This is a genomic window from Pinisolibacter sp. DMC100 (assembly GCF_056313705.1).
The window spans coordinates 144,777-164,981 of the sequence record NZ_JBQUZT010000001.1 but is presented as its reverse complement, the minus strand read 5'-3'; the positions used below and the strand labels follow the sequence as shown (position 1 = coordinate 164,981).

Genomic DNA, 20,205 nt, shown 5'->3' with positions numbered 1-20,205 from the left:
GAGCGCCTTCGGGCGCTCTTTTTCGTTTCGGGGTGCCTTCGGGGCAGGGGACGGACGTTGCGGCAATCTCTCCGAGTGACAGAATTATGAAGCATCTTTGACGCGATTCTGCCATCGACTCTCGAGTGAGAGGATGAGACTATCCGAAACCAGCAATTGCTGGATCAAAGATACACAAGGAGGAAGCGCATGTCCGGAACCAAGACGATCACCAACAATTCCAGCGGTCCCATCTCGGTGGTGCTGCGTGGTCGCATGGGCGCCGATCCGCACAACGGCAGCCTGCCGCCGGTATCGGCCTCGATCCCGGCGCATCAGTCGGTCCTGGTGACCTACGGCAACGACCAGAACCCCTATCTGAACTCGCTGCAGGTCGAGGAGAGCTCCAACGGCTCCGACGTCTCGCAGAGCTACGTCTGTCTGGCGCGCGGCGGGCCGGGGACGCTCGACAACCTCTTCAACGCCAACAGCACCCTGGTGCTGAGCTATTCGGCGGGCAGCTACGGCTACACCCTCGCCGCGCACAACTGAGCGGCGGATCGGGCGAAGCCCGGTGCGGGCCGTCGACGAGCGTCCGATCCACATCTGATCGGGACGCGATCCTCGCGGGGATTTCGAAGGGCGGAACGGCGACGTTCCGCCCTTTGTCGTCTCGGCGGGCCAAACGAAAAGGGCGGCCCGAAGGCCGCCCCGCGTCTCGTCTCTTCCGAGGATCCTCGCGGATCAGTCGTTGTTGCGCTGTCCGAAGAGCTGCAGCAGCATCATGAAGAGGTTGATGAAGTCGAGGTAGAGGGTCAGCGCGCCCATCACCGCGGAGCGACCGACGGTCGCCTCGTCCGCGCCGGACAGGCCGAAGACGTACTCTTCCTTGAGCTTCTGGGTGTCGTAGGCGGTGAGGCCGGCGAAGACCAGGACGCCCACCACCGAGATGGCGAACTGCAGGGCCGACGAGGCCAGGAAGATGTTCACCAGACCGGCGATGATGATGCCGATCAGGCCCATCATCAGGAACGAGCCCATGCCCGACAGCGAGCGCTGGGTGGTGTAGCCGTAGAGCGACAGACCACCGAAGGCCGCGGCCGAGATGAAGAACACCTGCGCGATCGAGTTGTGCGTGTAGACGAGGAAGATCGTCGCCAACGACGCACCGACGAGGGCGGCGTAGAGGAAGAACACGCCCTGAGCCGTGGTCGGCTGCATGCGCTGGACGCGGAAGCCGAGCAGGAGGACGAGGCCGATCGGCGCCAGCGCCACCACCCACTTCAGCGGGCTGACGAACATCACGCGGCCGAATTCGGTCAGCGCGATGCCGCCACGAACCGCGGCGACGGCGTCGGGGGCGCCGACGGTGGTCACGGCCATGTTGTAGACGACGAGCGCGATCAGGCCGGTCACGGCGACGCCGATCGCCATGAAGTTGTAGATCGAGATCATGTAGGCGCGCAGGCCGCGATCGATCTCCCGGGCGTCTGCATGCGCCACGGTCGAACCGAAGCGGGCGTAGCCGTTGTCGAAGTTCGACATCGAATTCATCCTTTCGTTGGCTCCCCTCGAACGAAGAGGGGCCTCGATGCTCGAATATGGGTGCGCCTCGTGACGGCCGCAAGGCGAGATCTGTCCGAATCGGTTCGCATGCGACCAAAAATCCCGTGAACGGGATTAATTCTTCGTCATGTCAGGCAGTTGCGCGGAGCACGTCGGCCGGTCGGGCGGAAAGCGCGGTGCGGGTGGCGAGGAGTCCGAGGCCCACCGTGACGGCGAGCGTGCCGACGAGGACGGCCGCGAGCGTCGCGGGATCGGGGGCGAAGGGCAGCTTCATGATCCGCGTCAGGACGTGATGGGCGGCGAGCGTGCCGACGAGGCCGGCGAAGAGCCCGCCGATCAACCCGAGCAGCGCCAGTTCGACGGCCAGCGCCGCGACGAGGCGCCGGCGGGTGGCACCCAGCGCCACCAGGATCGCGGCGTTGCGGACGCGCGCCTCGCCGCGGGCGGCGAGCGAACCGGCGAGAACGAGGGCGGCGGCGACCACGGCGAAGCCGGCGACGACGGAGATGCCGGAGGCCGAGCGGCGCACCAGCGCGTCGACCTGGGCGAGCGCGTCGCGCACGCGGACGGCGGTCACCACCGGGAAGCGGTCGACGACGGCGCGCATCAGGGCGGTCTCCTTCTCGGCCTGCCCGCCGCCGGCCCAGGTGACGGTGGCGAGCCGCGTCACCGGCGCGCCGCGGAAGGCGTCGGGCGAGAAGACCATGAAGAAGTTGATCGCCAACCGGTTCCACTCGATCCGGCGCAGGTTGGCGATCGTCGCCTCGATCTCGCGGCCGAGCACGTTGACGGTGACGGTGTCGCCGACGGCGAGGCCGAGGCCGGCCGCGGCGTCGGCATCGAGCGAGACGAGCGGTGGGCCGGCGTAGGCCTCGTCCCACCAACTGCCGGCGACGATGCTCGAATGGGGCGGTGGTGCCGGCGAATAGGTGATGCCGCGGTCGCCGGCCAGCATGAAGCGCATACGCTCCTCGATCGTCACCTTCTCGACCGGCACGCCCTTCAGCGCGGTGATGCGGCCGCGCAGCATCGGCACGTCCTCGATCCGCGCGCCCGTCGCCTTGTCGGCGAGGAAGCTGCGGAAGGCGTCGGCGTCGCGGGCCGGAACGTCGAGGAAGAAGAAGCTCGGCGCCTCGCCGGGGATCGTCGTCTCGACCGCCTTGAGGAGGCCGCTCTCGATCTCCAGAAGCGCGACGATCAGCGTCGCGCCGAGGCCGATCGAGGCGAGGACGGCGCCGGTCGCCGCCCCCGGCCGCACCATGGCGGAGATCGCGGCGCGTCCTTCGAAACGCTCGGGCCGCGGCAGGCGCGCGAGCAGGGCGACGAGGCCGCGCGCCACCAGCCTGAGCCCGACGAGGGCGACGGCGAGGACGACGAGATAGGGCAGGGTGATGCGTCGATCGGGGGCCGCCGCGACGACGAGGGCGACGAGGGCGAGGCCGACGACGACGGTCGCGACGAGACCGGCGCGGCGACGGCCGGGGCCGGCGTCGAGCGTGTCGCGGAAGAGCACGGCCGGCGGCGTCTCGACCGCACGGGTGAGCGGGCCGACGGTGAAGAGCGCCGCGGTGAGGAGGCCCTCGGCGGCGGCGAGCAGCCAGTCGGCCGGGGCGGCGACCGGGGTCAGCGGCACGCCCAGCGCACTGCCGATCGGTCCGGCGAGGAGCCAGGGCGTGGCGAGGCCGAGGATCAGGCCGATCGTCACGCCGATCACCGCGATGGCGCCGATCTCGATGCCGTGGACGAGGAAGATCTGGCCGCGGGTCGCACCGAGCGAGCGCCAGACGGCGATGGTGCGGCGACGGCGCTCGAGATGACCGCTGACGGCATTGGCGACGCCGATGCCGCCGATCACCAGCGTGGTGAAGCCGACCAGCGTCAGGAACTGGACGAAGCGCTCGATCGTCGCCTTGGTGCCGGGAGCGGCGTCGGTGCGGGTGCGGATCTCCCAGCCGGCGCCGGGGAAGGCGGTGCCGGCGTCCGCCACCGTCGCGGCGAGGCGGCCGGGGTCGGAGAGCGCGACGCGCAGGTGCCAGCGCACGAGGCTGCCGGGGGCGAGCAGCCCGCTCGCCTCGAGGGCGGCGCGCGAGACGAGGAGGCGCGGACCGAAGCCGATGCCCGAGGCGAGGCGATCGGGCTCGTCGGTGAGGATGCCGGCGATGCGCAGACGGGCGCCGCCCAGCGCGATCTCGTCGCCGACGGCGATCTTCAGGCGGGCGAGCAGCGTCTCTTCGGCGAGTGCCGGGAAGACGCCGTCGCGGGGGGCGTCCGCGAGGACGGGACGGGCGTCGGTGCCGTCGGCGAGCGTCGCGCGGCCGACGAGCGGCCAGGCGGCATCGACCGCCTTGGCCTCGACCAGCGCGGTCTCGGCGCCGTCGGGCGTGCGGGCCATGGCGCGCAGGGTGGCGACTTCCGAGGTGCGGCCGCGGACGGCGAAGAAGGCGATCCGATCGGGGGCGAAGGGGCGGTGATTGACCGAGACGGCGAGGTCGCCGCCGAGGATGGCGTCGCCCTGCGCCGCCAGTGTCGCCTCGAAGGCGCGGCCGAGGGCGCCGACCGCGGCGATGGCGGCGACGCCGAGGGCGAGGCAGGCGACGAAGATGCCGAAGCCGCGCAGCGAACGGCGCAGCGTGCCGGCGATCTCGCGGCCGGCGATACGGACGGCGGCGGCGAGGCGGGCGCGGTTCATGCGGGTGATCCCGACGCGGCGCCGTGGGCGGCGGCGTCGACCACGCGGCCGGCGCGGACGTGGACGATGCGGTCGCAGCGGGCGGCGAGGTCGCCGTCGTGGGTGACCAGCATCAACGCCGCGCCGATCTCGCGGACGCGGGCGAAGAGCAGATCGGCGATCTCGGCGCCGGTCGTCTCGTCGAGATTGCCGGTCGGTTCGTCGGCGACGACGATCGGCGGGCGATGGACGAGGGCGCGGGCGATGGCGACGCGCTGCTGCTCGCCGCCGGAGAGCTGGGCGGGGTAGTGGTCGAGCCGCCGGCCGAGGCCGACGGCCTCCAGTTCGGCACGGGCGCGGGCGAAGGTGTCGGGTTGGCCGGCGAGTTCCAGGGGCGTCGCGACGTTCTCGATCGCCGTCATGTCGGAGACGAGGTGGAACGACTGGAAGACGATGCCGATCGTCTCGCCGCGCAGGATCGCCAACCGGTCGGGGTCGAGGCCGGCGAGGTCGCGGCCCTGGACCGCGACGCGGCCGCCGTCGATGCGCTCGAGGCCACAGGCGACCATCAGCGCCGTCGACTTGCCGGAGCCCGAGGCGCCGACCACGCCGACGCGCTCGCCGGGGGCGATCTCGAGATCGAGGCCGCGCAGCACGTCGACGGCGGCACCGCCGCTGCCCAGTCTCAGATGGACGTCGGCGAGGAGGAGGGCAGGCGGGAGGGGCGCGGACAAGGGCGGGCTTCCTGTGGGCGGGCGATCGGACGGCGGGAGGGGCTGGTATCGCGGTGTGTCGGTTGTCATATGGAGGAGGACGGGGAATGATCCAATCCCCCCGTGTTTCACGAGACCGTCATGCCGCATCCGACCCGCCGCTCCGTCACCACGGCCCTCGCGCTCGCCCCGCTCGCCGGTCGCCCCGCCGCGGCCGCTCCGCTCCGCCTCGCCGCTCTCGGCGACAGCCTGACCGCCGGCTACGGCCTGCCGCGCGCCGACGGTTTCGTCGCCAAGCTGGAAGCGGCGCTGAAGGCGGAGGGCCGCGACGTCTCCATCGTCGACGGCGGCGTCTCGGGCGACACCACGGGCCAGGGCCTCGCCCGGCTCGAATGGTCGGTGCCGGCGGAGGTGAAGGGCGTCATCGTCGAACTCGGCGCCAACGACATGCTGCGCGGCCTGCCGCCGGCGGAGGCGCGGGCCAATCTCGACGAGATCCTGACCCGGCTGACGGGACGTGGACAGAAGGTGCTGCTCGCCGGCATGTCGGCGTCGCGCAATCTCGGCGAGGCCTATGTGAAGGCCTTCGACCCGATCTATCCGGAACTGGCGGCGAAGCACGGCGCGCTGCTCTATCCCTTCTTCCTCGAGGGCGTCGCGCTCGATCCGTCGATGACGCTGCCCGACGGGCTCCATCCCAACGCCCGCGGCGTCGATCGCATCGTCGCCGGCATCCTGCCCAAGGTGCGCGAGCTGATCGCCCGCATCGAGGGCTGACGTTTCCCTCCTCACTCATTTCCCGCGAGACCCCATGCGCCGCAATCGCCTCGGAACGTCCGACGTCACCGTTTCCGCCGTCTGCCTCGGCACCATGACCTTCGGCGAGCAGAACACCGAGGCCGAGGGCCATGCCCAGCTCGACCTCGCCTTCGATCGCGGCATCGACTTCGTCGACACCGCCGAGCTCTACGCCATCCCGCCGAAGCCGGAGACGCAGGGGCGGACCGAGGAGATCATCGGCTCGTGGATGAAGGCGCGGGGCAACCGCGACCGGGTGGTGCTCGCCACCAAGGTCTGCGGTCGCTCGGCCTCGACCTGGTACCGCAAGGACGGCTCGCGTTGCCGCCTGACCCGGGCGCAGATCGACGAGGCGGTGTTCGGGTCGCTCAGGCGGCTCGGCACCGACTACATCGACCTCTATCAGGTCCATTGGCCCGAGCGTGCGGTGGCCGCCTTCGGCGCCAACGCGCCGATCTGGAGCGACCCCAAGCCGCATGCCGAGGAGACGCCGATCGAGGAGAGCCTCGCGGCGCTCGCGGATCACGTGAAGGCCGGGCGAATCCGGCAGATCGGCCTCTCCAACGAGAGCGCCTGGGGAACGATGCGGTGGTTCGCCGCTGCCGCCGCCCTCGGCGTGGATCGTCCGGTGTCGATCCAGAATGCCTACAGCCTCGTCAACCGCATGTACGAGGTGGCGCTGGCCGAGGTCTCGGCGCGCGAGGGCATCGGGCTTCTCGCCTATTCGCCGCTCGGACAGGGCTATCTCACCGGCAAGTATCGCGGCGGGGCGCGGCCGGCGGGGGCGCGGACGACGCTCTTCGGCCGCGGTCAGCGCTACGAGGGGACGAACGCGGAGGAGGCGATCGCGGCCTACGTGGCGCTCGCCACCGAGCTCGGCGTGACGCCGGCGACGCTGGCGCTGGCCTTCGTCGCCTCCAAGCGCTTCGTCGCCTCGACGATCATCGGCGCCACCACGCTGGCGCAACTCGAGGAGGACATCGCCGCCTTCGACTTCGCGATCACGCCCGAGATCGCGGCGAAGATCGACGCGATCCATCTGCGCTTCCCCAATCCGGCGCCGTGAACGAGCGCCTCGGCGCAACGGGTGCGGTCAGCGGCGGGCGAGGAAACGTCCGTCGGCGGCGAGCTTGGCGAGGAACCAGCCGGCCTGGGCCGCGGCCCAGAAGGCGAGGCAGGCGAGCAGCACCGGCGTGGCGAAATGGCCGGCGGCGGCGGCGAGCAGCAGTGCGATCAGGCAGACGACGACCAGCGCGACCGCGAACTGCGGTCGTTGCATGCGGCGCGCCAAGAGCCAACCGACCAGTAGGCCGGCGAGCGATCCGATCAGCATCGAAGCCTCCCCCACCCGCTCGCGCGGGCCCGAGGGAAATGGTTAACACGCCTCGCCTCCGTCGGGAATGGCGTCGTTCCGCGCGCGATGGTCGCAGTCCCATACCGCATCGGCGAAACGGCGCGGTCAGTCGCGGGCGGTGTTCTCGGCGATGATCCGGGTGACGTCGCGGGCGACCTCGAGATGCGGCATGTGGCCGACGCCGGCGAAGACGTGGACGCCGACGGTGCCGGGCACGCCATGGGCCTGGCGCAGCGGCAGGACGCGGTCCTGATCGCCCCAGATCAGGCGGATCGGGTGGGGCAGGTCGGTGAGGCGGGCGAGGTCGAAGCTCTTCTGGCGTTCGCCGTCGAGGATCGCCTCGGCGATGATCGACAGGGTGCGCGGCACGTCCGCGTCCTCGCGCGCCTCGGCGATGCGGCGGGCGGCGGCGAGCGGCACCGGCTTCTCGAAGCCGAAGAACTGTTCGAGCAGCGAATGGATCTCGTGCTCGTCGACGGCGGCGGCGAAGCGGCGCAGCAGGCGGTGGTTGATCTCCGGGCCGAAACCGCCGGGGGCGACCAGCGTCAGGCTCGCCAGTCGCTCGGCCTCGGCGAGTTTGGAGGCGACGATCGTGGCGGTGGCGCCGCCCATCGAATGGCCGACGAGATGGAAGCGTTCGATGCCGAGGCCGTCGAGCGAGGCGATCACCGCGGCGGCGGAGATGCCGGCATGGCCGATCTTCGGCCAGTGGAGCGCGGCACCGTGGCCGGGCAGGTCGAAGGCGATGGTGCGCCGCCGCGTCTCGAGGCCGATGGTCTGGCCGATCCAGGTCTCGTGGTCGCCGGCGAAGCCGTGCAGGAAGACGACCGGCACGCCGCCCTGCGGGCCGCGGGTCCAATGGGGGAGAATCGTCGACATCGGCAGGCTCCGAACGGCGGTGGGGCGCCATCTTCGCGGCTGCCGGACCCGAAGGAAAGAGGGGGCCGCATGGGCCCCCTCGGTGGTCGCGCAACGTTCGGTCGGCGAACTCAGGTCAGATACTGGCCGCCGTTGATCGACAGCGTCGAACCGGTGATGAAGCCGGCTTCCTCGGAGGCGAGGAAGAGCACGGCGCGGGCGATCTCTTCCGGCTGGCCGAGGCGGCCGACCGGGATGTGCGGCAGGATCTTGGCCTTGAGCACGTCCTCCGGGATCGCCTGGACCATCTCCGTGGCGATGTAGCCGGGGGTGATGGCGTTGCAGGTGATGCCCTTGGTGGCACTCTCCTGGGCGAGCGCCTTGATGAAGCCGATGTCGCCGGCCTTGGCGGCGGAGTAGTTCACCTGGCCGAACTGACCCTTGTGGCCGTTGATCGACGAGATGACGATGATGCGGCCGAAGTTGCGGTTGCGCATGCCCTCGATCACCGGGCGGGTGATGTTGAACAGACCGTCGAGGTTGATGCGGATCACCGACGACCACTGTTCCTTGGTCATCTTGTGGAAGAGGCCGTCGCGGGTGATGCCGGCATTGGCCACCAGCACGTCGACCGGACCGATCGACGCCTCCACCTTGGCGATGCCTTCGGCGCAGGCGTCGAAGTCGCCGACGTCCCACTGGAAGATGGCGATGCCGGTCTCGGCGTGGAACTTCTCGGCCGCCTCGACGTTGCCGCCGTAGGTGGCCGCGACCTTGTAGCCGGCCGCGTGCAGGGCCTTGGATATGGCTGCGCCGATGCCGCGGGTACCGCCGGTGACGAGTGCAACTCTGCTCATGTGATTCTCTCCCTGTGGGCCGCCGGTGCCCGTCTGATGCGGCTCGGCGGCATCGTTTCGATGAAGGACGGCGCAACGGAGATCGGCTCGGAGCCGCGCCGCGTGCCGGGGATCTCTTCGTTGGGCGACCGGCCCCGCCGCGGCGCGACGGGGCGGCGTCCGATCAGCGCTCGACGGTGAGGGCGATGCCCATGCCGCCGCCGATGCAGAGGGTGGCGAGGCCCTTCTTGGCGTCGCGCTTCTGCATTTCGTAGAGCAGCGTGACGAGGACGCGGGCGCCGGAGGCACCGATCGGGTGACCGATGGCGATGGCGCCGCCGTTGACGTTGACCTTCGACGTGTCCCAGCCGAGCTCCTTGTTGACGGAGATCGCCTGCGCCGCGAAGGCCTCGTTGGCCTCGACCAGATCGAGGTCGGCGACGGTCCAGCCGGCCTTCTCGAGCGCCTTCCTGGAGGCCGGGATCGGGCCGGTGCCCATGATCGCCGGATCGACACCGGCGGTCGCCCAGGACTTGATGGTGGCGAGCGGGGTCAGGCCGCGGCGGTCGGCCTCGTCCTTGGTCATCAGCACGACGGCGGCGGCGCCGTCGTTGATGCCGGAGGCGTTGCCGGCGGTGACGGTGCCGTCCTTGGAGAAGGCCGGACGGAGCTTCGCCATGGCGTCGAGGGTGGCGCCGTCACGGATGTACTCGTCGGTGTCGACGATGACGTCGCCCTTGCGGCTCTTCACCGTGACGGGGACGATCTCGTCCTTGAAGCGGCCGGCCTTGCGGGCGGCCTCGGCCTTGTTCTGCGAGGCGGTGGCGAAGGCGTCCTGCTCCTCGCGCGAGATCTGCCAGCGGGTGGCGATGTTCTCGGCGGTGGTGCCCATGTGATAGCCGTTGAAGGCGTCGGTCAGGCCGTCCTTCAGCATGGTGTCGATGAACTCGAGGCTGCCCATCTTGGTGCCGTTGCGCAGATGCGCGGCATGCTGCGACTGCGACATGGATTCCATGCCGCCGGCGACGATGACCTTGGCATCGCCGTTGGCGATCTGCTGCAGGCCGAGGGCGACGGCGCGCAGGCCCGAGCCGCAGAGCTGATTGAGACCCCAGGCGGTCGCCTCCTGCGGCACGCCGGCGGCCATCGCGGCCTGACGGGCCGGGTTCTGGCCGTGACCGGCCGACAGGACCTGGCCGAGGATGACTTCGTCGACGTCGGCGGCGGCGACGCCGGCGCGCTCCAGCGCGGCGGAGACGGCGGTCGCGCCGAGCTGGTGGGCCGACACGCCGGCGAGGGCGCCCGAGAACGAGCCGACGGGGGTGCGGGCCGCGCCCACGATGACGACGGTGGTCATGCGAATTTCCTCCGGTTTCCGTTTGCCGGCCCGTCGTGGCGTCACGCCCGGGCCGTGTCACATTGGATCGTTTGAAACGGCGGATTGCCTCGTGCCGCTCCGAACCTCCCTCGGTGGCGATGAGAGACGACGCACCCCGCCCGTGTCAATGCGACGAGGGTCGGGCGCGTCTCGGCAATCCGTCGGATTCGACGTCGAAGTCGGCGTTTCGGCATCAGACCTTCGGCCAAGAGAGCCCGGGTGCGGCGGTTCGGCGCCTTTTGCACCACGGAAAGCGGTGGCCTTGCAGCGCAAAACTTCCTAATCTCGTCCGACCGGGAGGCCCCGCCGATCGACTGCGCTCCACGTCGCGCCTGCGGCCGAGCGCGCGGCGACCGGCGGTCGAAAAGAGTGGCAAAGAAGATGGCAAAGACCGACGAGCCCACGATCATCAAGAAATACGCGAACCGGCGGCTCTACAACACCGGCACCTCGTCCTACGTGACGCTGGAAGATCTCGCCGAGATGGTGAAGAGCCAGGAGATCTTCGTCGTCTACGACGCCAAGTCGGGCGACGACATCACCCGTTCGGTTCTCACCCAGATCATCTTCGAACAGGAAGGCAAGGGGCAGAATCTGCTTCCCATCGCCTTCCTGCGTCAGCTCATCCGGTTCTACGGCGACAGCATGCAGAACCTGGTGCCGAGCTACCTGGAGTTCTCGCTCGACGGCTTCGCCCGCGAGCAGGAGAAGTTCCGCGAGCAGATGACGACGGCCTTCCCCGGCAATGCCTTCGAGGCGATGGAAGAGCACGTGCGCCGCAACACCGAGATGTTCGAGCGGGCGATGCGGATGTTCTCGCCCTTCGGCGCGATCATCCCCGAGGGCTTCACCCCCGCGACCCCGGCCAAGTCGGAAGAGAAGCCGGCGTCGAGCGAACTCGATCTGCTCAAGCAGCAGATGGAGGAGATGAAGAAGAAGCTCGACTCGCTCGCCTCCAAGTGAGGCCGGTGACGGTCATTCCGCCCCGCGGCGCGTGCCGCGGGCGGGACGGCCGCTCGCCTTCTCGCGGGCGACGCGCGAACGCCGCCAACGGCCCGCGACCTCGATCAGGCGCCGGAAGGTCGGGCATTCCATGTGGCTCGGCGCCGGACAGTCGGCGACGTGGCGCAGCGTGTCGCGCAGCGCCGTGAGTTCCCTGATCCGGCGGTCGAGGTCGTCCGCCTTCTCGCGCAGCCGCGCCCGCGGCAGATCGGGCGCGCCGTTCCGGCCGAACATGCCGGCGATCTCGTCGAGCGAGAACCCCGCCGTGCGCCCGACCGCCACCAGTTCCAGCTGAAGCAGCACATCGGGCGCGAACTGACGACGCAGCCCGTGGCGGGCGATCGATTCGATCAGCCCGATCTCCTCGTAGTAGCGCAGCGCCGAAGGGCGGATGCCGGTCGCGGCGGCGACCTCGCCGATGTCGAGAATCTTCATGCTTGACTTCAAGTCGACTTGAATTCGTAGCCTGCCCTTCGAGGTCGTTTTCGGCAAGAGGGCAATGCGATGAAGACACGGACGGACGGGACAAACAGGCGATGGATCGGCCGCGAGACGGGGGCTGCGGCGCTGGCGACGGGGCTCGCCTCGCTCGGCACCAGCATCGCCAACATCGCGCTGCCGGCGACGGCCGAGGCCTTCGCGGTGACCTTCCCCGAGGTGCAGCGGGTGGTCGTCGCCTATCTCGCGACGATGACGGCCTTCGTACTGATCGCCGGGCGTCTCGGCGACCGGCATGGCGTCCGCCGCATGCTGCTCGTCGGGCTCGGTCTCTTCGCGGCGGCGGCCGGGGCGGCGGCGCTGGCGCCGTCGCTTCCCGCGCTGATCGGGGCGCGGGCGGTCCAGGGCGTCGGCGCGGCCTTCGCCATGACGCTGTCGCTGGTGCTGGCGCGGCAGGCGGCCCCCGCCGATCGGCTGGGGCGGACGATGGGTCTCCTCGGCACCGTCTCGGCGATCGGCACGGCGCTCGGGCCGTCGCTCGGCGGGTTTCTGGTCGCGACGGCCGGGTGGCGGGCGGTCTTCGTCGTCCAGGTACCGATCGCACTCGCCGCGCTGGTGCTGGTCTCGGGGTTGCCGAAGGACGTGCCGGTCCGGCCGGCGACTGTCACGGGGCGAGCTCGCTTCACGCTCGCCGCGCCGCTCTCGTCGCTCGCGGCCAATGTCCTGGTCGCCGCCGTGATGATGGCGACGCTGGTGGTCGGCCCCTATTTCCTGGCGCGTGGCCTGGGTCTCGGCGAGGGGGCGGCCGGGCTGGTGATGGCGGTCGGGCCGATGATCTCGATCGTCGGCGGCGTGCCGGCGGGGCGGGCGGTCGACGCGGTCGGCGCCGGGCGCATCCTGGGGCTCGGACTGGTGATGCTGGCGATCGGTGCCTTCGGCCTCGCGGTGCTGCCGATCCGTTTCGGCGTCGCAGGACAGATCGCGGCGATCGTGGTGCTGACGCCGGGCTATCAGCTGTTCCAGGCCGCCAACAACACCGCGGTGCTGGCGGCGGTGCCGGCCGATCGCCGCGGCGCGGCGTCCGGTTGGCTCGGTCTCGCGCGCAACGTCGGGCTGATCCTCGGGGCCTCGGTCGCCGGACTGATCTTCGCCGGCGCGGCGGGCGCCGAGGATCCGGCGCGGGCCCTGCCGTCGGCGATCGCCTCGGGCATGCAGGCGACCTTCGTCATCTGCGGTGCGGTGATGGTGGCGGCGATCGCGATCGTCGCCGTGGCGGGTGCGCGGCGGCGGCGTGGCGCCGGCGACACGGCGCGCCGGTGAGGGCGGTTTTTCTCGGGTTCCGTCGTTGACAGAGGCCGGGTTTTCCCCTTATGACACCGCATTCGCGAAGGGCCGGGAAACCGGCTCCGGCGCTGCCCGAGGCTCCAACGACCCCGGTTCCGGTCCGATCCCCTCCGTGAGGAGGCGAGCGGCAGCGGGACCGGTTCGGTTCGTTTCCAAGCCCGTGCGACGTCGCACCGCCTCCGGCCACGGTCGGCGGCGGATGGCTCCGGTTCCCGGAGCCGGCGGCGGAACCGACCCGCAAGGTCGGCCATGGCACGGCGCCGAAGGGCGCGTGAAAGAGAAGAGAGAGAGTAAACATGTTCGCGGTCATCAAGACGGGCGGCAAGCAGTACAAGGTCGCCGCCGACGACGTGATCACCATCGAGAAGGTCGCCGGCGAAGCCGGTGAGGCCGTCACGTTCGGCGAAGTTCTCCTGATCGGTGGCGAGACCACCGTGGTCGGCGCCCCGACCGTGGCCGGCGCCACCGTCACCGGCACCGTGGTCGAGCAGGGCCGTGCCAAGAAGGTGATCATCTTCAAGAAGCGCCGCCGCAAGAGCTGGCGCCGCAAGGAAGGTCACCGTCAGGAACAGACCACGGTGAAGATCACCGCGATCAACGCCTGATCCCGTCGCCCGACCCCAGGGTCGGTCAGTCCATTCGAAGCGTCCCCCGGTCGGTCCGGTGCGGGACGAGAGCAGATGAAGGAGCACAATCATGGCTCACAAGAAGGCCGGCGGTTCTTCGCGCAACGGTCGCGATTCCGAGTCCAAGCGCCTCGGCGTCAAGAAGTTCGGTGATCAGGCCGTGATCCCGGGCAACATCATCGCGCGTCAGCGCGGTACCAAGTGGCATCCGGGCACCGGCGTCGGCATGGGCACCGATCACACGATCTTTGCCACCATTCCGGGCCGCGTACAGTTCCGTACGAAAGCCAACGGTCGCATCTACATCTCCGTCATGCCGAATACGGCAGCGGCCGCGGAGTAACCGGCGAAATGATCCTTCGATCCGCCGGTGTCCCATCGACCCGGTGGATCGTCTGATCCGCTGATCTCGGCTCCCGGTTCCGGGGGAAAGGCGAGAGGGGAGATGGGGCACCATCTACCCCTCTTCTCTTTTTCGCCCCCTTGCCGCCCTGGCGGCACGAACCGGAGGAGCCGCACCATGAGCGGTGTCATCGATACCCCGCCCGACCGGGACCTGCCCGGCCTCGTGATCGAAACCGAACGGCTGATCCTCAGGCGTCCGGTGCGTGCCGACGCCGAGGCGCTGGCCGATCTCGCCAACGATGCCGGCGTGGCGGAGAATCTCGCCAGTCTGCCGCACCCCTACGGGGTCGACGATGCGCTCGCCTTCATCGACAACGCCGAGGTCGGGCCGTCGCGCTGGAGTCTCGGTCTCTATCTGAAGGACGAGACGGGCGGTGCGGTCTTCGTCGGCACGGCGAGCCTGATGCCGCGCGACGGCGAGCGCTTCGTGCTCGGCTACTGGATCGGCCGGCCCTTCTGGGACCGCGGTCTGGCGACGGAAGGGGTGCAGGCGCTCTGCGACTTCGCCTTCCAGAGCCTCGACGCGGGGGCGATCGCGGCGGCGGCGCGGGTGACCAACGGCGCCTCGCGGCGGGTGCTCGAGAAGAGCGGTTTCCAGTATGCCGGTCAGGGCATGGGGCCGTCGCTCTTCCACCGCGGCATGGTGCCGGTCGATCGCTTCCGTCTGGAGCGGTCGATCTGGACGTCGATCAAGAATTGGGCGAAGACCGGCGTCGGAGCGTGACGCCGGCCGACGCGAGCGGGAGCGGGCAGGGGCGCGCTCCCCGGCACGAGGTGATGCGATGAAGTTTCTCGATCAGGCCAAGGTCTTCATCCGCTCGGGCGACGGCGGTGGCGGGTCGGTCTCGTTCCGCCGCGAGAAGTTCATCGAGTTCGGCGGACCGGACGGCGGCGACGGCGGCCGCGGCGGCGACGTCTGGGCCGAATGCGTCGACGGCCTCAACACGCTGATCGACTATCGCTATCAGCAGCACTTCAAGGCCAAGACCGGCCAGCACGGCATGGGCCGCAACCGCCACGGCGCCAAGGGCGACGACGTCGTCCTGCGCGTGCCCAAGGGCACGCAGATCTTCGAGGAAGACGGCGAGACGCTGGTCGCCGACATGACGGAGGTGGGCGAGCGCGTGCTGCTGGCGCGCGGCGGCAACGGCGGCTTCGGCAACGACCGCTTCAAGTCGTCGACCAACCGGGCGCCGCGGCGCGCCAATCCCGGCGAAGAGGGCATCGAGCGCTGGCTGTGGATGCGGCTGAAGCTGATCGCCGACGCCGGTCTCGTCGGCCTGCCCAATGCCGGCAAGTCGACCTTCCTCGCCGCGGTGACGGCGGCGAAGCCGAAGATCGCCGACTATCCCTTCACCACGCTCCACCCCGGCCTCGGCGTCGTCCGCGTCGACGCGCGCGAGTTCGTGCTCGCCGACATTCCCGGCCTGATCGAGGGTGCCCACGAGGGTCTCGGCCTCGGCGACCGCTTCCTCGGTCACGTCGAGCGTTGCCGCGTGCTGCTGCATCTCGTCGACGGCACCCAGGACGACGTCGCCAGGGCCTACAAGACCATCCGCAAGGAGCTGAAGGCCTACGGCGGCGGTCTGGCCGACAAGCCGGAGATCGTCGCGCTGTCGAAGGTCGACAGCCTGACGCCCGAGGAACGCGCCGAGAAGGCCGCCGCGTTGAAGAAGGCGGCGCGCCGCGTGCCGCTCGAACTGTCCGCGCCGACCGGCGAGAACGTCGAGAAGGTGCTGCGCGCGCTGCGTCGCGCCATCGATCAGGCGGATGCCGCCGATCTCGACGTGCCGGCGGCCAGGGACGAACCCTGGCGACCGTGATGCTCCGGACGTTTCGTCGCGAAAGGCGGCGAAACGCTTGATCCCATGTCGGTTCGTCGCTAAGGCGAGCCGATCCCGCCGCGACAGCGGCGCGTGGATTCCGGGGTTTGCCCATCATGAACCGTCGTCTGGAAGATTATCGCCGCATCGTCGTGAAGATCGGCTCCGCCCTGCTCGTCGACAAGGCGACCGGGGACATCCACTGGGCCTGGCTCGAGAGCCTCGCGGCGGACGTGGCGCGGCTGATGAAGGCCGGCTGCGAAGTGCTGCTCGTCTCCTCCGGCGCCATCGCGCTCGGGCGCGGGCGGCTCGGCCTGCCGCGGCGACCCCTGGCGCTGGAACAGAGCCAGGCGGCGGCCTCCGTCGGCCAGATCGCACTGGCGCGGGCCTATTCCGAGATCCTCGGCGGCCACGGCTTCATCGCGGCGCAGATCCTGCTCACCCTCGACGACACCGAGGACCGCCGACGCTATCTCAATGCGCGCGCGACGCTCGGGACCCTGCTCGAGGCGCATGCCGTGCCGATCATCAACGAGAACGACACGGTGGCGACCACCGAGATCCGCTACGGCGACAACGACCGGCTGGCGGCGCGCGTCGCCACCATGGTCGGCGCCGACTGTCTGGTGCTGCTCTCCGACATCGACGGGCTCTACACCGCCCCGCCGGCGCAGGACCCGAGCGCCGCGCACATTCCGGTGGTCGAGCGCATCACGCCCGAGATCGAGGCGATGGCCGGCGGCGCGGGCTCGGAACTGTCGCGCGGCGGCATGAAGACCAAGATCGACGCCGGCAAGATCGCCACCGACGGCGGCACCGCCATGGTCATCACGCTGGGCAAGCGGATGAGCCCGCTCTCGGCGATCACTGCCGGCGAACGCGCCACCTGGTTCGAGCCCTCGGCCGATCCGGTGACGGCGCGCAAGAAGTGGATCGCCGGGTCGCTCGACGATCACGGCACGATCGTGATCGATGCGGGCGCGGTGCGGGCACTGCGTTCGGGCAAGAGCCTGCTGCCGGCCGGCTGCACGCGGGTCGAGGGCGCCTTCGCCCGCGGCGACACCGTGCGGGTGGTCGGGCCGACCGGCGAGGAGCTGGGCCGCGGTCTCGTCGCCTTCGACGCGGCCGACGCCGAGGCCATCCTCGGCCGCAAATCCCATGAAGTGGAAGACATTCTCGGCTATACCGGGCGGACGGAGATGATCCACCGCGACCATCTGGTGATGAGGGGCGAGTGATGGCGGACGTGAACGACGTCGATGCGCTGATGAAAGAGATCGGCCGGCGGGCGCGCGCCGCGGCCCGCGGTCTCGCCCTGGCGCCGACCGCCGCCAAGGACGCGGCCCTTCGTGCGATGGCGGCCGAGATCCGCGAGGCGACGGCCGAGATCATCGCCGAAAACGACAAGGACGTGACGGAAGGTCGCGCCAAGGGCCTCTCCGGCTCCTTCGTCGACCGGCTGATCCTGAACCCCGCCCGCATCGAGGCGATGGCCCAGGGCCTCGAGGACATCGCGGCCCTGCCCGATCCGGTCGGCCGGGTGCTCTCCGCCTGGGAGCGGCCGAACGGGCTGAAGATCGAGCGGGTGGCGACGCCGCTCGGCGTCATCGGCATCATCTACGAGAGCCGTCCCAACGTGACGGCGGATGCCGGCGCGCTGTGCCTCAAGGCCGGCAATGCGGCGATCCTGCGCGGCGGCTCCGACGCGCTGCGCTCGTCGAGCGTCATCGTGGCGGCGCTGCGGCGCGGCCTCGCTTCGGCGGGCCTGCCGCAAGATGCGGTGCAGCTGGTGCCGACGCCCGACCGTGCCGCGGTCGGGGCGATGCTCACCGGCCTTTCGGGCGCGATCGACGTGATCGTGCCGCGCGGCGGCAAGAGCCTCGTCGCGCGCGTCCAGACGGAGGCCCGGGTGCCGGTCTTCTCGCATCTGGAAGGCATCTGCCACGTCTACGTCGACAGGGCGGCCGATCTCGACATGGCGATCGCGATCGTCGCCAACGCCAAGATGCGGCGTACCGGCATCTGCGGTGCGGCCGAGACGCTGCTGGTCGATCGTGCCTGTGCCACGACCCATCTCGCCCCGATCGTCGCCGGCCTGCGCGCGAAGGGCTGCGAGATCCGCGCCTCGGCCGAGGTGCTGGCGCTGGTGCCGGATGCGGTTCCCGCGACCGAAGCGGACTGGTCGACCGAATATCTCGACGCGATCATCTCCGTCGCTCTGGTCGACGGGGTGGACGGGGCGATCGCCCACATCGAGACCTACGGCTCGCACCACACCGAGGCGATCGTCACCGACGATGCGGCGACCGCCGAACGGTTCCTGTCGGAAATCGATTCGGCGATCCTGCTGTGGAACGCCTCGACCCAGTTCGCCGACGGCGGCGAGTTCGGCATGGGCGCGGAGATCGGCATCGCCACCGGCAAGATGCATGCGCGCGGGCCGGTCGGTGTCGACCAGCTCGTCTCCTTCAACTATCGCGTTCGCGGCAACGGCCAGACGCGGCCGGTGTGATGGACGGCGCGGCGGACCCTCGGGTGGATCGAGCGGGCGCTCCGGCGCGCGGCGATCTCGTCGTGCCGCCGTCCTTTCCCGGCATGCGCATCGGCCTCTTCGGCGGGTCGTTCAACCCGCCGCACGGGGGGCACGTCCACGTCGCCGAGACGGCGCTGCGCCGCCTTCGCCTCGATCGGCTGTGGGTTCTGGTGACGCCCGGCAATCCGCTGAAGGAGAAGGCCGGCCTGCCGACGCTCGCGGCGCGAATCGCGGCGGCGCGGCGGCTGGTGGACGATCCGCGCATCGTCGTCACCGGTTTCGAGGCGGCCTTCGGTTCGCCCTACACCTGGAAGACGGTCGAACGGTTGGCGGCGACGCGGCCGGGCGTGCGTTTCGTCTGGGTGATGGGGGCGGACAATCTCGCCGGCTTCCACCGCTGGCAGGCGTGGCGGCGGATCGCGTCCACGGTGCCGATGGCGATCGTCGACCGCCCCGAGGCGACGATGGCGGTGCTGTCGTCGCCGGCGGCGCGGACGCTCGCGGGGGCGCGGATCGCGGAGGGTCGCGCGTCGGCGCTGGCGAACCGCCCGGCGCCGGCCTGGGTCTTCCTCGAGGGACCGCGCAACGCGCTGTCCTCGACCGATCTCAGGCGCCGCGGCGTCGGGGTCTGAGCCTCAGTTCGCCCCGCCGGCGAGCGAGGACACCGGCACCAGCACCAGACCGCGGCTCTCCAACGACTTGGTCCAGCCCTCGAGATTGCGCAGCGAGATCGGCAGGGCGGAGGCCGTGCCGATGGCCACACCCTTGGTGCGGGCGATCTGTTCGAGTTGGGTCAGCCGGGCGCGGATGGCGTCGTCGCGGGCGACTTCGTCGATCACCACGTCGGTCTTGACGAAGGGCGTGCGGGCGGTGCGGGCGACGGGCTCGGCGAGCGAGCGCGACGACGAGCCGTCGTCGAGATACATCAGGCCACGACCGGTCAGCTCGGCGAGCGTCGCGCCGAGCGCGGTCGGGTCGGCGGTGTAGCGGGCGCCCATGTAGTTGACGACGCCGACGTAGTTGGTCAGCCGCCCGAGCAGCGTCATCAGCCGATCCGTGTTGGCCTCTGTTGGGGAAGAGGCGATCAGCGTCTGCGGGCCGGGATCGTTGTCGGGATAGTCGAAGGGCTCCATCGGGATCTGCAGCAGCAGCTCGTGGCCGTCGCCGCGGGCCTTCTGCATCCAGCGCTCGAGGCTGGCGCCGTAGGGGGCGAAGGCGAGCGTGACGTCGGGACCGAGCACGCGCAGGGCCTCCTGCGTCGAGGTCTGCGAAATGCCGAGGCCGCCGACCACCAGGGCGATGCGTGGTGTCGCCTGGGGCCGTTTCGGGGCGGGGCGGGCATAGACGTCGAGCGGGCGGGTGCCGTCGGTGGCGATGCGGGGCAGGACACCCCAGCGGGTCTTCTCCGAGACGCGGGCGATCGGTTGGGTCGACAGCGGCTGGCCCTCGGTCGCCTCGGGCACGCGGCGCGGCGGCACGGGGACGAGGCCCTTGTCGGTCGCGGGGGCGAGTTCGCTCACCGCCGGTTCGCCCGGTTTGGCGGCGTCGGGGGCTTCGGGCCTTCCGTCGGCGACGGCGACGTCGTTCTTGGCGATGCCGGTCTTGGACCGGTCGAGCTTGACCACGGCCTGCGGCTCGCCGCCGCGCGGGTCGCGCACGAAGACCGCCCAGACGCCGAGCGAGGCGGCGACCAGCCCGATGATGCCGAGCCCGGCCGCCCCGAAGGGGATGCGCGTCCAGAAGGGACGCGGCCTCGTCAGTCCGAGAGGGGCGTCGAGATCGCCGGCCATGGCCGCTCTCTCCCAGGTTTCCAGTGCCTCGTCGACGATCCCGAGCGCCGCATGCCGGATCGCAGGGGGCCCCGCGAATCAGCAGGGCCGCCGA

21 protein-coding genes are annotated in these 20,205 nt (G+C 70.5%); 12 read left to right on the top strand and 9 right to left on the bottom strand.

Translation table 11 applies throughout. From position 1 onward, the window contains the following. Nucleotides 1-189: 189 nt before the first annotated feature. The gene (locus ACT541_RS00810) at nucleotides 190-531 is read left to right on the top strand and encodes a hypothetical protein (RefSeq protein WP_476133514.1); all 342 of its coding nucleotides are present in this window, start codon (nucleotides 190-192) and stop codon (nucleotides 529-531) included. 192 nt (nucleotides 532-723) lie between these two features. Here the strand turns inward: ACT541_RS00810 and ACT541_RS00805 are convergent, their stop codons facing one another. From ACT541_RS00805 to ACT541_RS00795, 3 genes are all read right to left on the bottom strand, one after another. Beyond that, nucleotides 724-1,524, bottom strand: coding sequence for a Bax inhibitor-1/YccA family protein (locus tag ACT541_RS00805; RefSeq protein ID WP_476133513.1), 801 nt, complete (start codon nucleotides 1,522-1,524; stop codon nucleotides 724-726). A gap of 151 nt (nucleotides 1,525-1,675) precedes the next feature. Beyond that, the gene (locus ACT541_RS00800; protein ID WP_476133511.1) at nucleotides 1,676-4,234 is read right to left on the bottom strand and encodes an ABC transporter permease; all 2,559 of its coding nucleotides are present in this window, start codon (nucleotides 4,232-4,234) and stop codon (nucleotides 1,676-1,678) included. After that, complete coding sequence (locus ACT541_RS00795; RefSeq protein WP_476133509.1) at nucleotides 4,231-4,947, bottom strand: ABC transporter ATP-binding protein; 717 nt, start codon at nucleotides 4,945-4,947, stop codon at nucleotides 4,231-4,233. Before ACT541_RS00795 ends, ACT541_RS00800 begins: the two co-directional genes overlap by 4 nt. A 120-nt stretch (nucleotides 4,948-5,067) precedes the next feature. On the opposite strand from ACT541_RS00795, the gene ACT541_RS00790 reads away from it, so the two are divergent. Both ACT541_RS00790 and ACT541_RS00785 read left to right on the top strand, forming a co-directional pair. Next, a complete protein-coding gene (locus tag ACT541_RS00790; RefSeq protein ID WP_476133508.1) occupies nucleotides 5,068-5,703 on the top strand; it encodes an arylesterase in 636 nt (211 codons plus the stop codon). Between the two features lie 34 nt (nucleotides 5,704-5,737). Further along, nucleotides 5,738-6,790: an aldo/keto reductase gene (locus tag ACT541_RS00785; RefSeq protein WP_476133507.1), complete on the top strand. Its 1,053-nt coding sequence runs from the start codon at nucleotides 5,738-5,740 to the stop codon at nucleotides 6,788-6,790. Between the two features lie 27 nt (nucleotides 6,791-6,817). Here the strand turns inward: ACT541_RS00785 and ACT541_RS00780 are convergent, their stop codons facing one another. The 4 genes from ACT541_RS00780 to ACT541_RS00765 form a co-directional block, all read right to left on the bottom strand. Beyond that, the gene (locus ACT541_RS00780; RefSeq protein WP_476133506.1) at nucleotides 6,818-7,057 is read right to left on the bottom strand and encodes a hypothetical protein; all 240 of its coding nucleotides are present in this window, start codon (nucleotides 7,055-7,057) and stop codon (nucleotides 6,818-6,820) included. 126 nt (nucleotides 7,058-7,183) lie between these two features. Beyond that, a complete protein-coding gene (locus ACT541_RS00775) occupies nucleotides 7,184-7,957 on the bottom strand; it encodes an alpha/beta fold hydrolase (RefSeq protein ID WP_476133504.1) in 774 nt (257 codons plus the stop codon). 110 nt (nucleotides 7,958-8,067) lie between these two features. Beyond that, the gene (phbB, locus tag ACT541_RS00770; protein WP_476133502.1) at nucleotides 8,068-8,793 is read right to left on the bottom strand and encodes an acetoacetyl-CoA reductase; all 726 of its coding nucleotides are present in this window, start codon (nucleotides 8,791-8,793) and stop codon (nucleotides 8,068-8,070) included. Nucleotides 8,794-8,956: 163 nt separating this feature from the next. Further along, the gene (locus ACT541_RS00765) at nucleotides 8,957-10,129 is read right to left on the bottom strand and encodes an acetyl-CoA C-acetyltransferase (RefSeq protein WP_476133501.1); all 1,173 of its coding nucleotides are present in this window, start codon (nucleotides 10,127-10,129) and stop codon (nucleotides 8,957-8,959) included. 402 nt (nucleotides 10,130-10,531) lie between these two features. Here ACT541_RS00765 and phaR point away from each other — a divergent pair, with 402 nt between their 5' ends. After that, a complete protein-coding gene (gene phaR, locus ACT541_RS00760) occupies nucleotides 10,532-11,113 on the top strand; it encodes a polyhydroxyalkanoate synthesis repressor PhaR (protein ID WP_476133500.1) in 582 nt (193 codons plus the stop codon). A 12-nt stretch (nucleotides 11,114-11,125) separates the two neighbouring features. Here the strand turns inward: phaR and ACT541_RS00755 are convergent, their stop codons facing one another. Further along, complete coding sequence (locus ACT541_RS00755; RefSeq protein WP_476133498.1) at nucleotides 11,126-11,587, bottom strand: helix-turn-helix domain-containing protein; 462 nt, start codon at nucleotides 11,585-11,587, stop codon at nucleotides 11,126-11,128. Nucleotides 11,588-11,656: 69 nt separating this feature from the next. Here ACT541_RS00755 and ACT541_RS00750 point away from each other — a divergent pair, with 69 nt between their 5' ends. The 8 genes from ACT541_RS00750 (at nucleotide 11,657) to ACT541_RS00715 (ending at nucleotide 18,953) form a co-directional block, all read left to right on the top strand. Beyond that, nucleotides 11,657-12,910, top strand: a complete 1,254-nt coding sequence (locus ACT541_RS00750) for an MFS transporter (protein WP_476133496.1) — start codon at nucleotides 11,657-11,659, stop codon at nucleotides 12,908-12,910. 320 nt (nucleotides 12,911-13,230) lie between these two features. Continuing rightward, nucleotides 13,231-13,539: a 50S ribosomal protein L21 gene (gene rplU / locus ACT541_RS00745; protein WP_476133494.1), complete on the top strand. Its 309-nt coding sequence runs from the start codon at nucleotides 13,231-13,233 to the stop codon at nucleotides 13,537-13,539. Nucleotides 13,540-13,630: 91 nt separating this feature from the next. Next, the gene (gene rpmA / locus ACT541_RS00740; protein ID WP_476133492.1) at nucleotides 13,631-13,903 is read left to right on the top strand and encodes a 50S ribosomal protein L27; all 273 of its coding nucleotides are present in this window, start codon (nucleotides 13,631-13,633) and stop codon (nucleotides 13,901-13,903) included. 177 nt (nucleotides 13,904-14,080) lie between these two features. After that, complete coding sequence (locus tag ACT541_RS00735; protein WP_476133490.1) at nucleotides 14,081-14,689, top strand: GNAT family N-acetyltransferase; 609 nt, start codon at nucleotides 14,081-14,083, stop codon at nucleotides 14,687-14,689. A 58-nt stretch (nucleotides 14,690-14,747) separates the two neighbouring features. Then, nucleotides 14,748-15,788, top strand: a complete 1,041-nt coding sequence (gene obgE, locus ACT541_RS00730; RefSeq protein WP_476133489.1) for a GTPase ObgE — start codon at nucleotides 14,748-14,750, stop codon at nucleotides 15,786-15,788. 116 nt (nucleotides 15,789-15,904) lie between these two features. Beyond that, the gene (gene proB, locus ACT541_RS00725) at nucleotides 15,905-17,026 is read left to right on the top strand and encodes a glutamate 5-kinase (protein ID WP_476133488.1); all 1,122 of its coding nucleotides are present in this window, start codon (nucleotides 15,905-15,907) and stop codon (nucleotides 17,024-17,026) included. Further along, on the top strand, nucleotides 17,026-18,300 hold the full coding sequence (locus tag ACT541_RS00720; protein ID WP_476133487.1) for a glutamate-5-semialdehyde dehydrogenase: 1,275 nt from the start codon (nucleotides 17,026-17,028) through the stop codon (nucleotides 18,298-18,300). The genes proB and ACT541_RS00720 overlap by 1 nt, the downstream gene beginning before the upstream one ends. An 83-nt stretch (nucleotides 18,301-18,383) precedes the next feature. Further along, nucleotides 18,384-18,953, top strand: coding sequence for a nicotinate-nucleotide adenylyltransferase (locus tag ACT541_RS00715; RefSeq protein WP_476135993.1), 570 nt, complete (start codon nucleotides 18,384-18,386; stop codon nucleotides 18,951-18,953). Between the two features lie 3 nt (nucleotides 18,954-18,956). Here ACT541_RS00715 and ACT541_RS00710 read toward each other — a convergent pair whose 3' ends face one another. Beyond that, nucleotides 18,957-20,111, bottom strand: coding sequence for a divergent polysaccharide deacetylase family protein (locus tag ACT541_RS00710; RefSeq protein ID WP_476133486.1), 1,155 nt, complete (start codon nucleotides 20,109-20,111; stop codon nucleotides 18,957-18,959). Between the last annotated feature and the right edge of the window lie 94 nt (nucleotides 20,112-20,205).

Bases quoted from the DNA above. Each gene is read 5' to 3' on its own strand.
- ACT541_RS00790 (WP_476133508.1), top strand. From the start codon at position 5,068: ATGCCGCATCCGACCCGCCGCTCCGTCACCACGGCCCTCGCGCTCGCC.
- ACT541_RS00785 (WP_476133507.1), top strand. From the start codon at position 5,738: ATGCGCCGCAATCGCCTCGGAACGTCCGACGTCACCGTTTCCGCCGTC.
- ACT541_RS00715 (WP_476135993.1), top strand. From the start codon at position 18,384: ATGCGCATCGGCCTCTTCGGCGGGTCGTTCAACCCGCCGCACGGGGGG.
- phbB (WP_476133502.1), bottom strand. From the start codon at position 8,793: ATGAGCAGAGTTGCACTCGTCACCGGCGGTACCCGCGGCATCGGCGCA.
- ACT541_RS00735 (WP_476133490.1), top strand. From the start codon at position 14,081: ATGAGCGGTGTCATCGATACCCCGCCCGACCGGGACCTGCCCGGCCTC.
- ACT541_RS00710 (WP_476133486.1), bottom strand. From the start codon at position 20,111: ATGGCCGGCGATCTCGACGCCCCTCTCGGACTGACGAGGCCGCGTCCC.
- ACT541_RS00755 (WP_476133498.1), bottom strand. From the start codon at position 11,587: ATGAAGATTCTCGACATCGGCGAGGTCGCCGCCGCGACCGGCATCCGC.
- rplU (WP_476133494.1), top strand. From the start codon at position 13,231: ATGTTCGCGGTCATCAAGACGGGCGGCAAGCAGTACAAGGTCGCCGCC.
- ACT541_RS00750 (WP_476133496.1), top strand. From the start codon at position 11,657: ATGAAGACACGGACGGACGGGACAAACAGGCGATGGATCGGCCGCGAG.
- ACT541_RS00800 (WP_476133511.1), bottom strand. From the start codon at position 4,234: ATGAACCGCGCCCGCCTCGCCGCCGCCGTCCGTATCGCCGGCCGCGAG.
- phaR (WP_476133500.1), top strand. From the start codon at position 10,532: ATGGCAAAGACCGACGAGCCCACGATCATCAAGAAATACGCGAACCGG.
- rpmA (WP_476133492.1), top strand. From the start codon at position 13,631: ATGGCTCACAAGAAGGCCGGCGGTTCTTCGCGCAACGGTCGCGATTCC.
- obgE (WP_476133489.1), top strand. From the start codon at position 14,748: ATGAAGTTTCTCGATCAGGCCAAGGTCTTCATCCGCTCGGGCGACGGC.
- ACT541_RS00805 (WP_476133513.1), bottom strand. From the start codon at position 1,524: ATGTCGAACTTCGACAACGGCTACGCCCGCTTCGGTTCGACCGTGGCG.
- proB (WP_476133488.1), top strand. From the start codon at position 15,905: ATGAACCGTCGTCTGGAAGATTATCGCCGCATCGTCGTGAAGATCGGC.
- ACT541_RS00720 (WP_476133487.1), top strand. From the start codon at position 17,026: ATGGCGGACGTGAACGACGTCGATGCGCTGATGAAAGAGATCGGCCGG.
- ACT541_RS00780 (WP_476133506.1), bottom strand. From the start codon at position 7,057: ATGCTGATCGGATCGCTCGCCGGCCTACTGGTCGGTTGGCTCTTGGCG.
- ACT541_RS00765 (WP_476133501.1), bottom strand. From the start codon at position 10,129: ATGACCACCGTCGTCATCGTGGGCGCGGCCCGCACCCCCGTCGGCTCG.
- ACT541_RS00810 (WP_476133514.1), top strand. From the start codon at position 190: ATGTCCGGAACCAAGACGATCACCAACAATTCCAGCGGTCCCATCTCG.
- ACT541_RS00775 (WP_476133504.1), bottom strand. From the start codon at position 7,957: ATGTCGACGATTCTCCCCCATTGGACCCGCGGCCCGCAGGGCGGCGTG.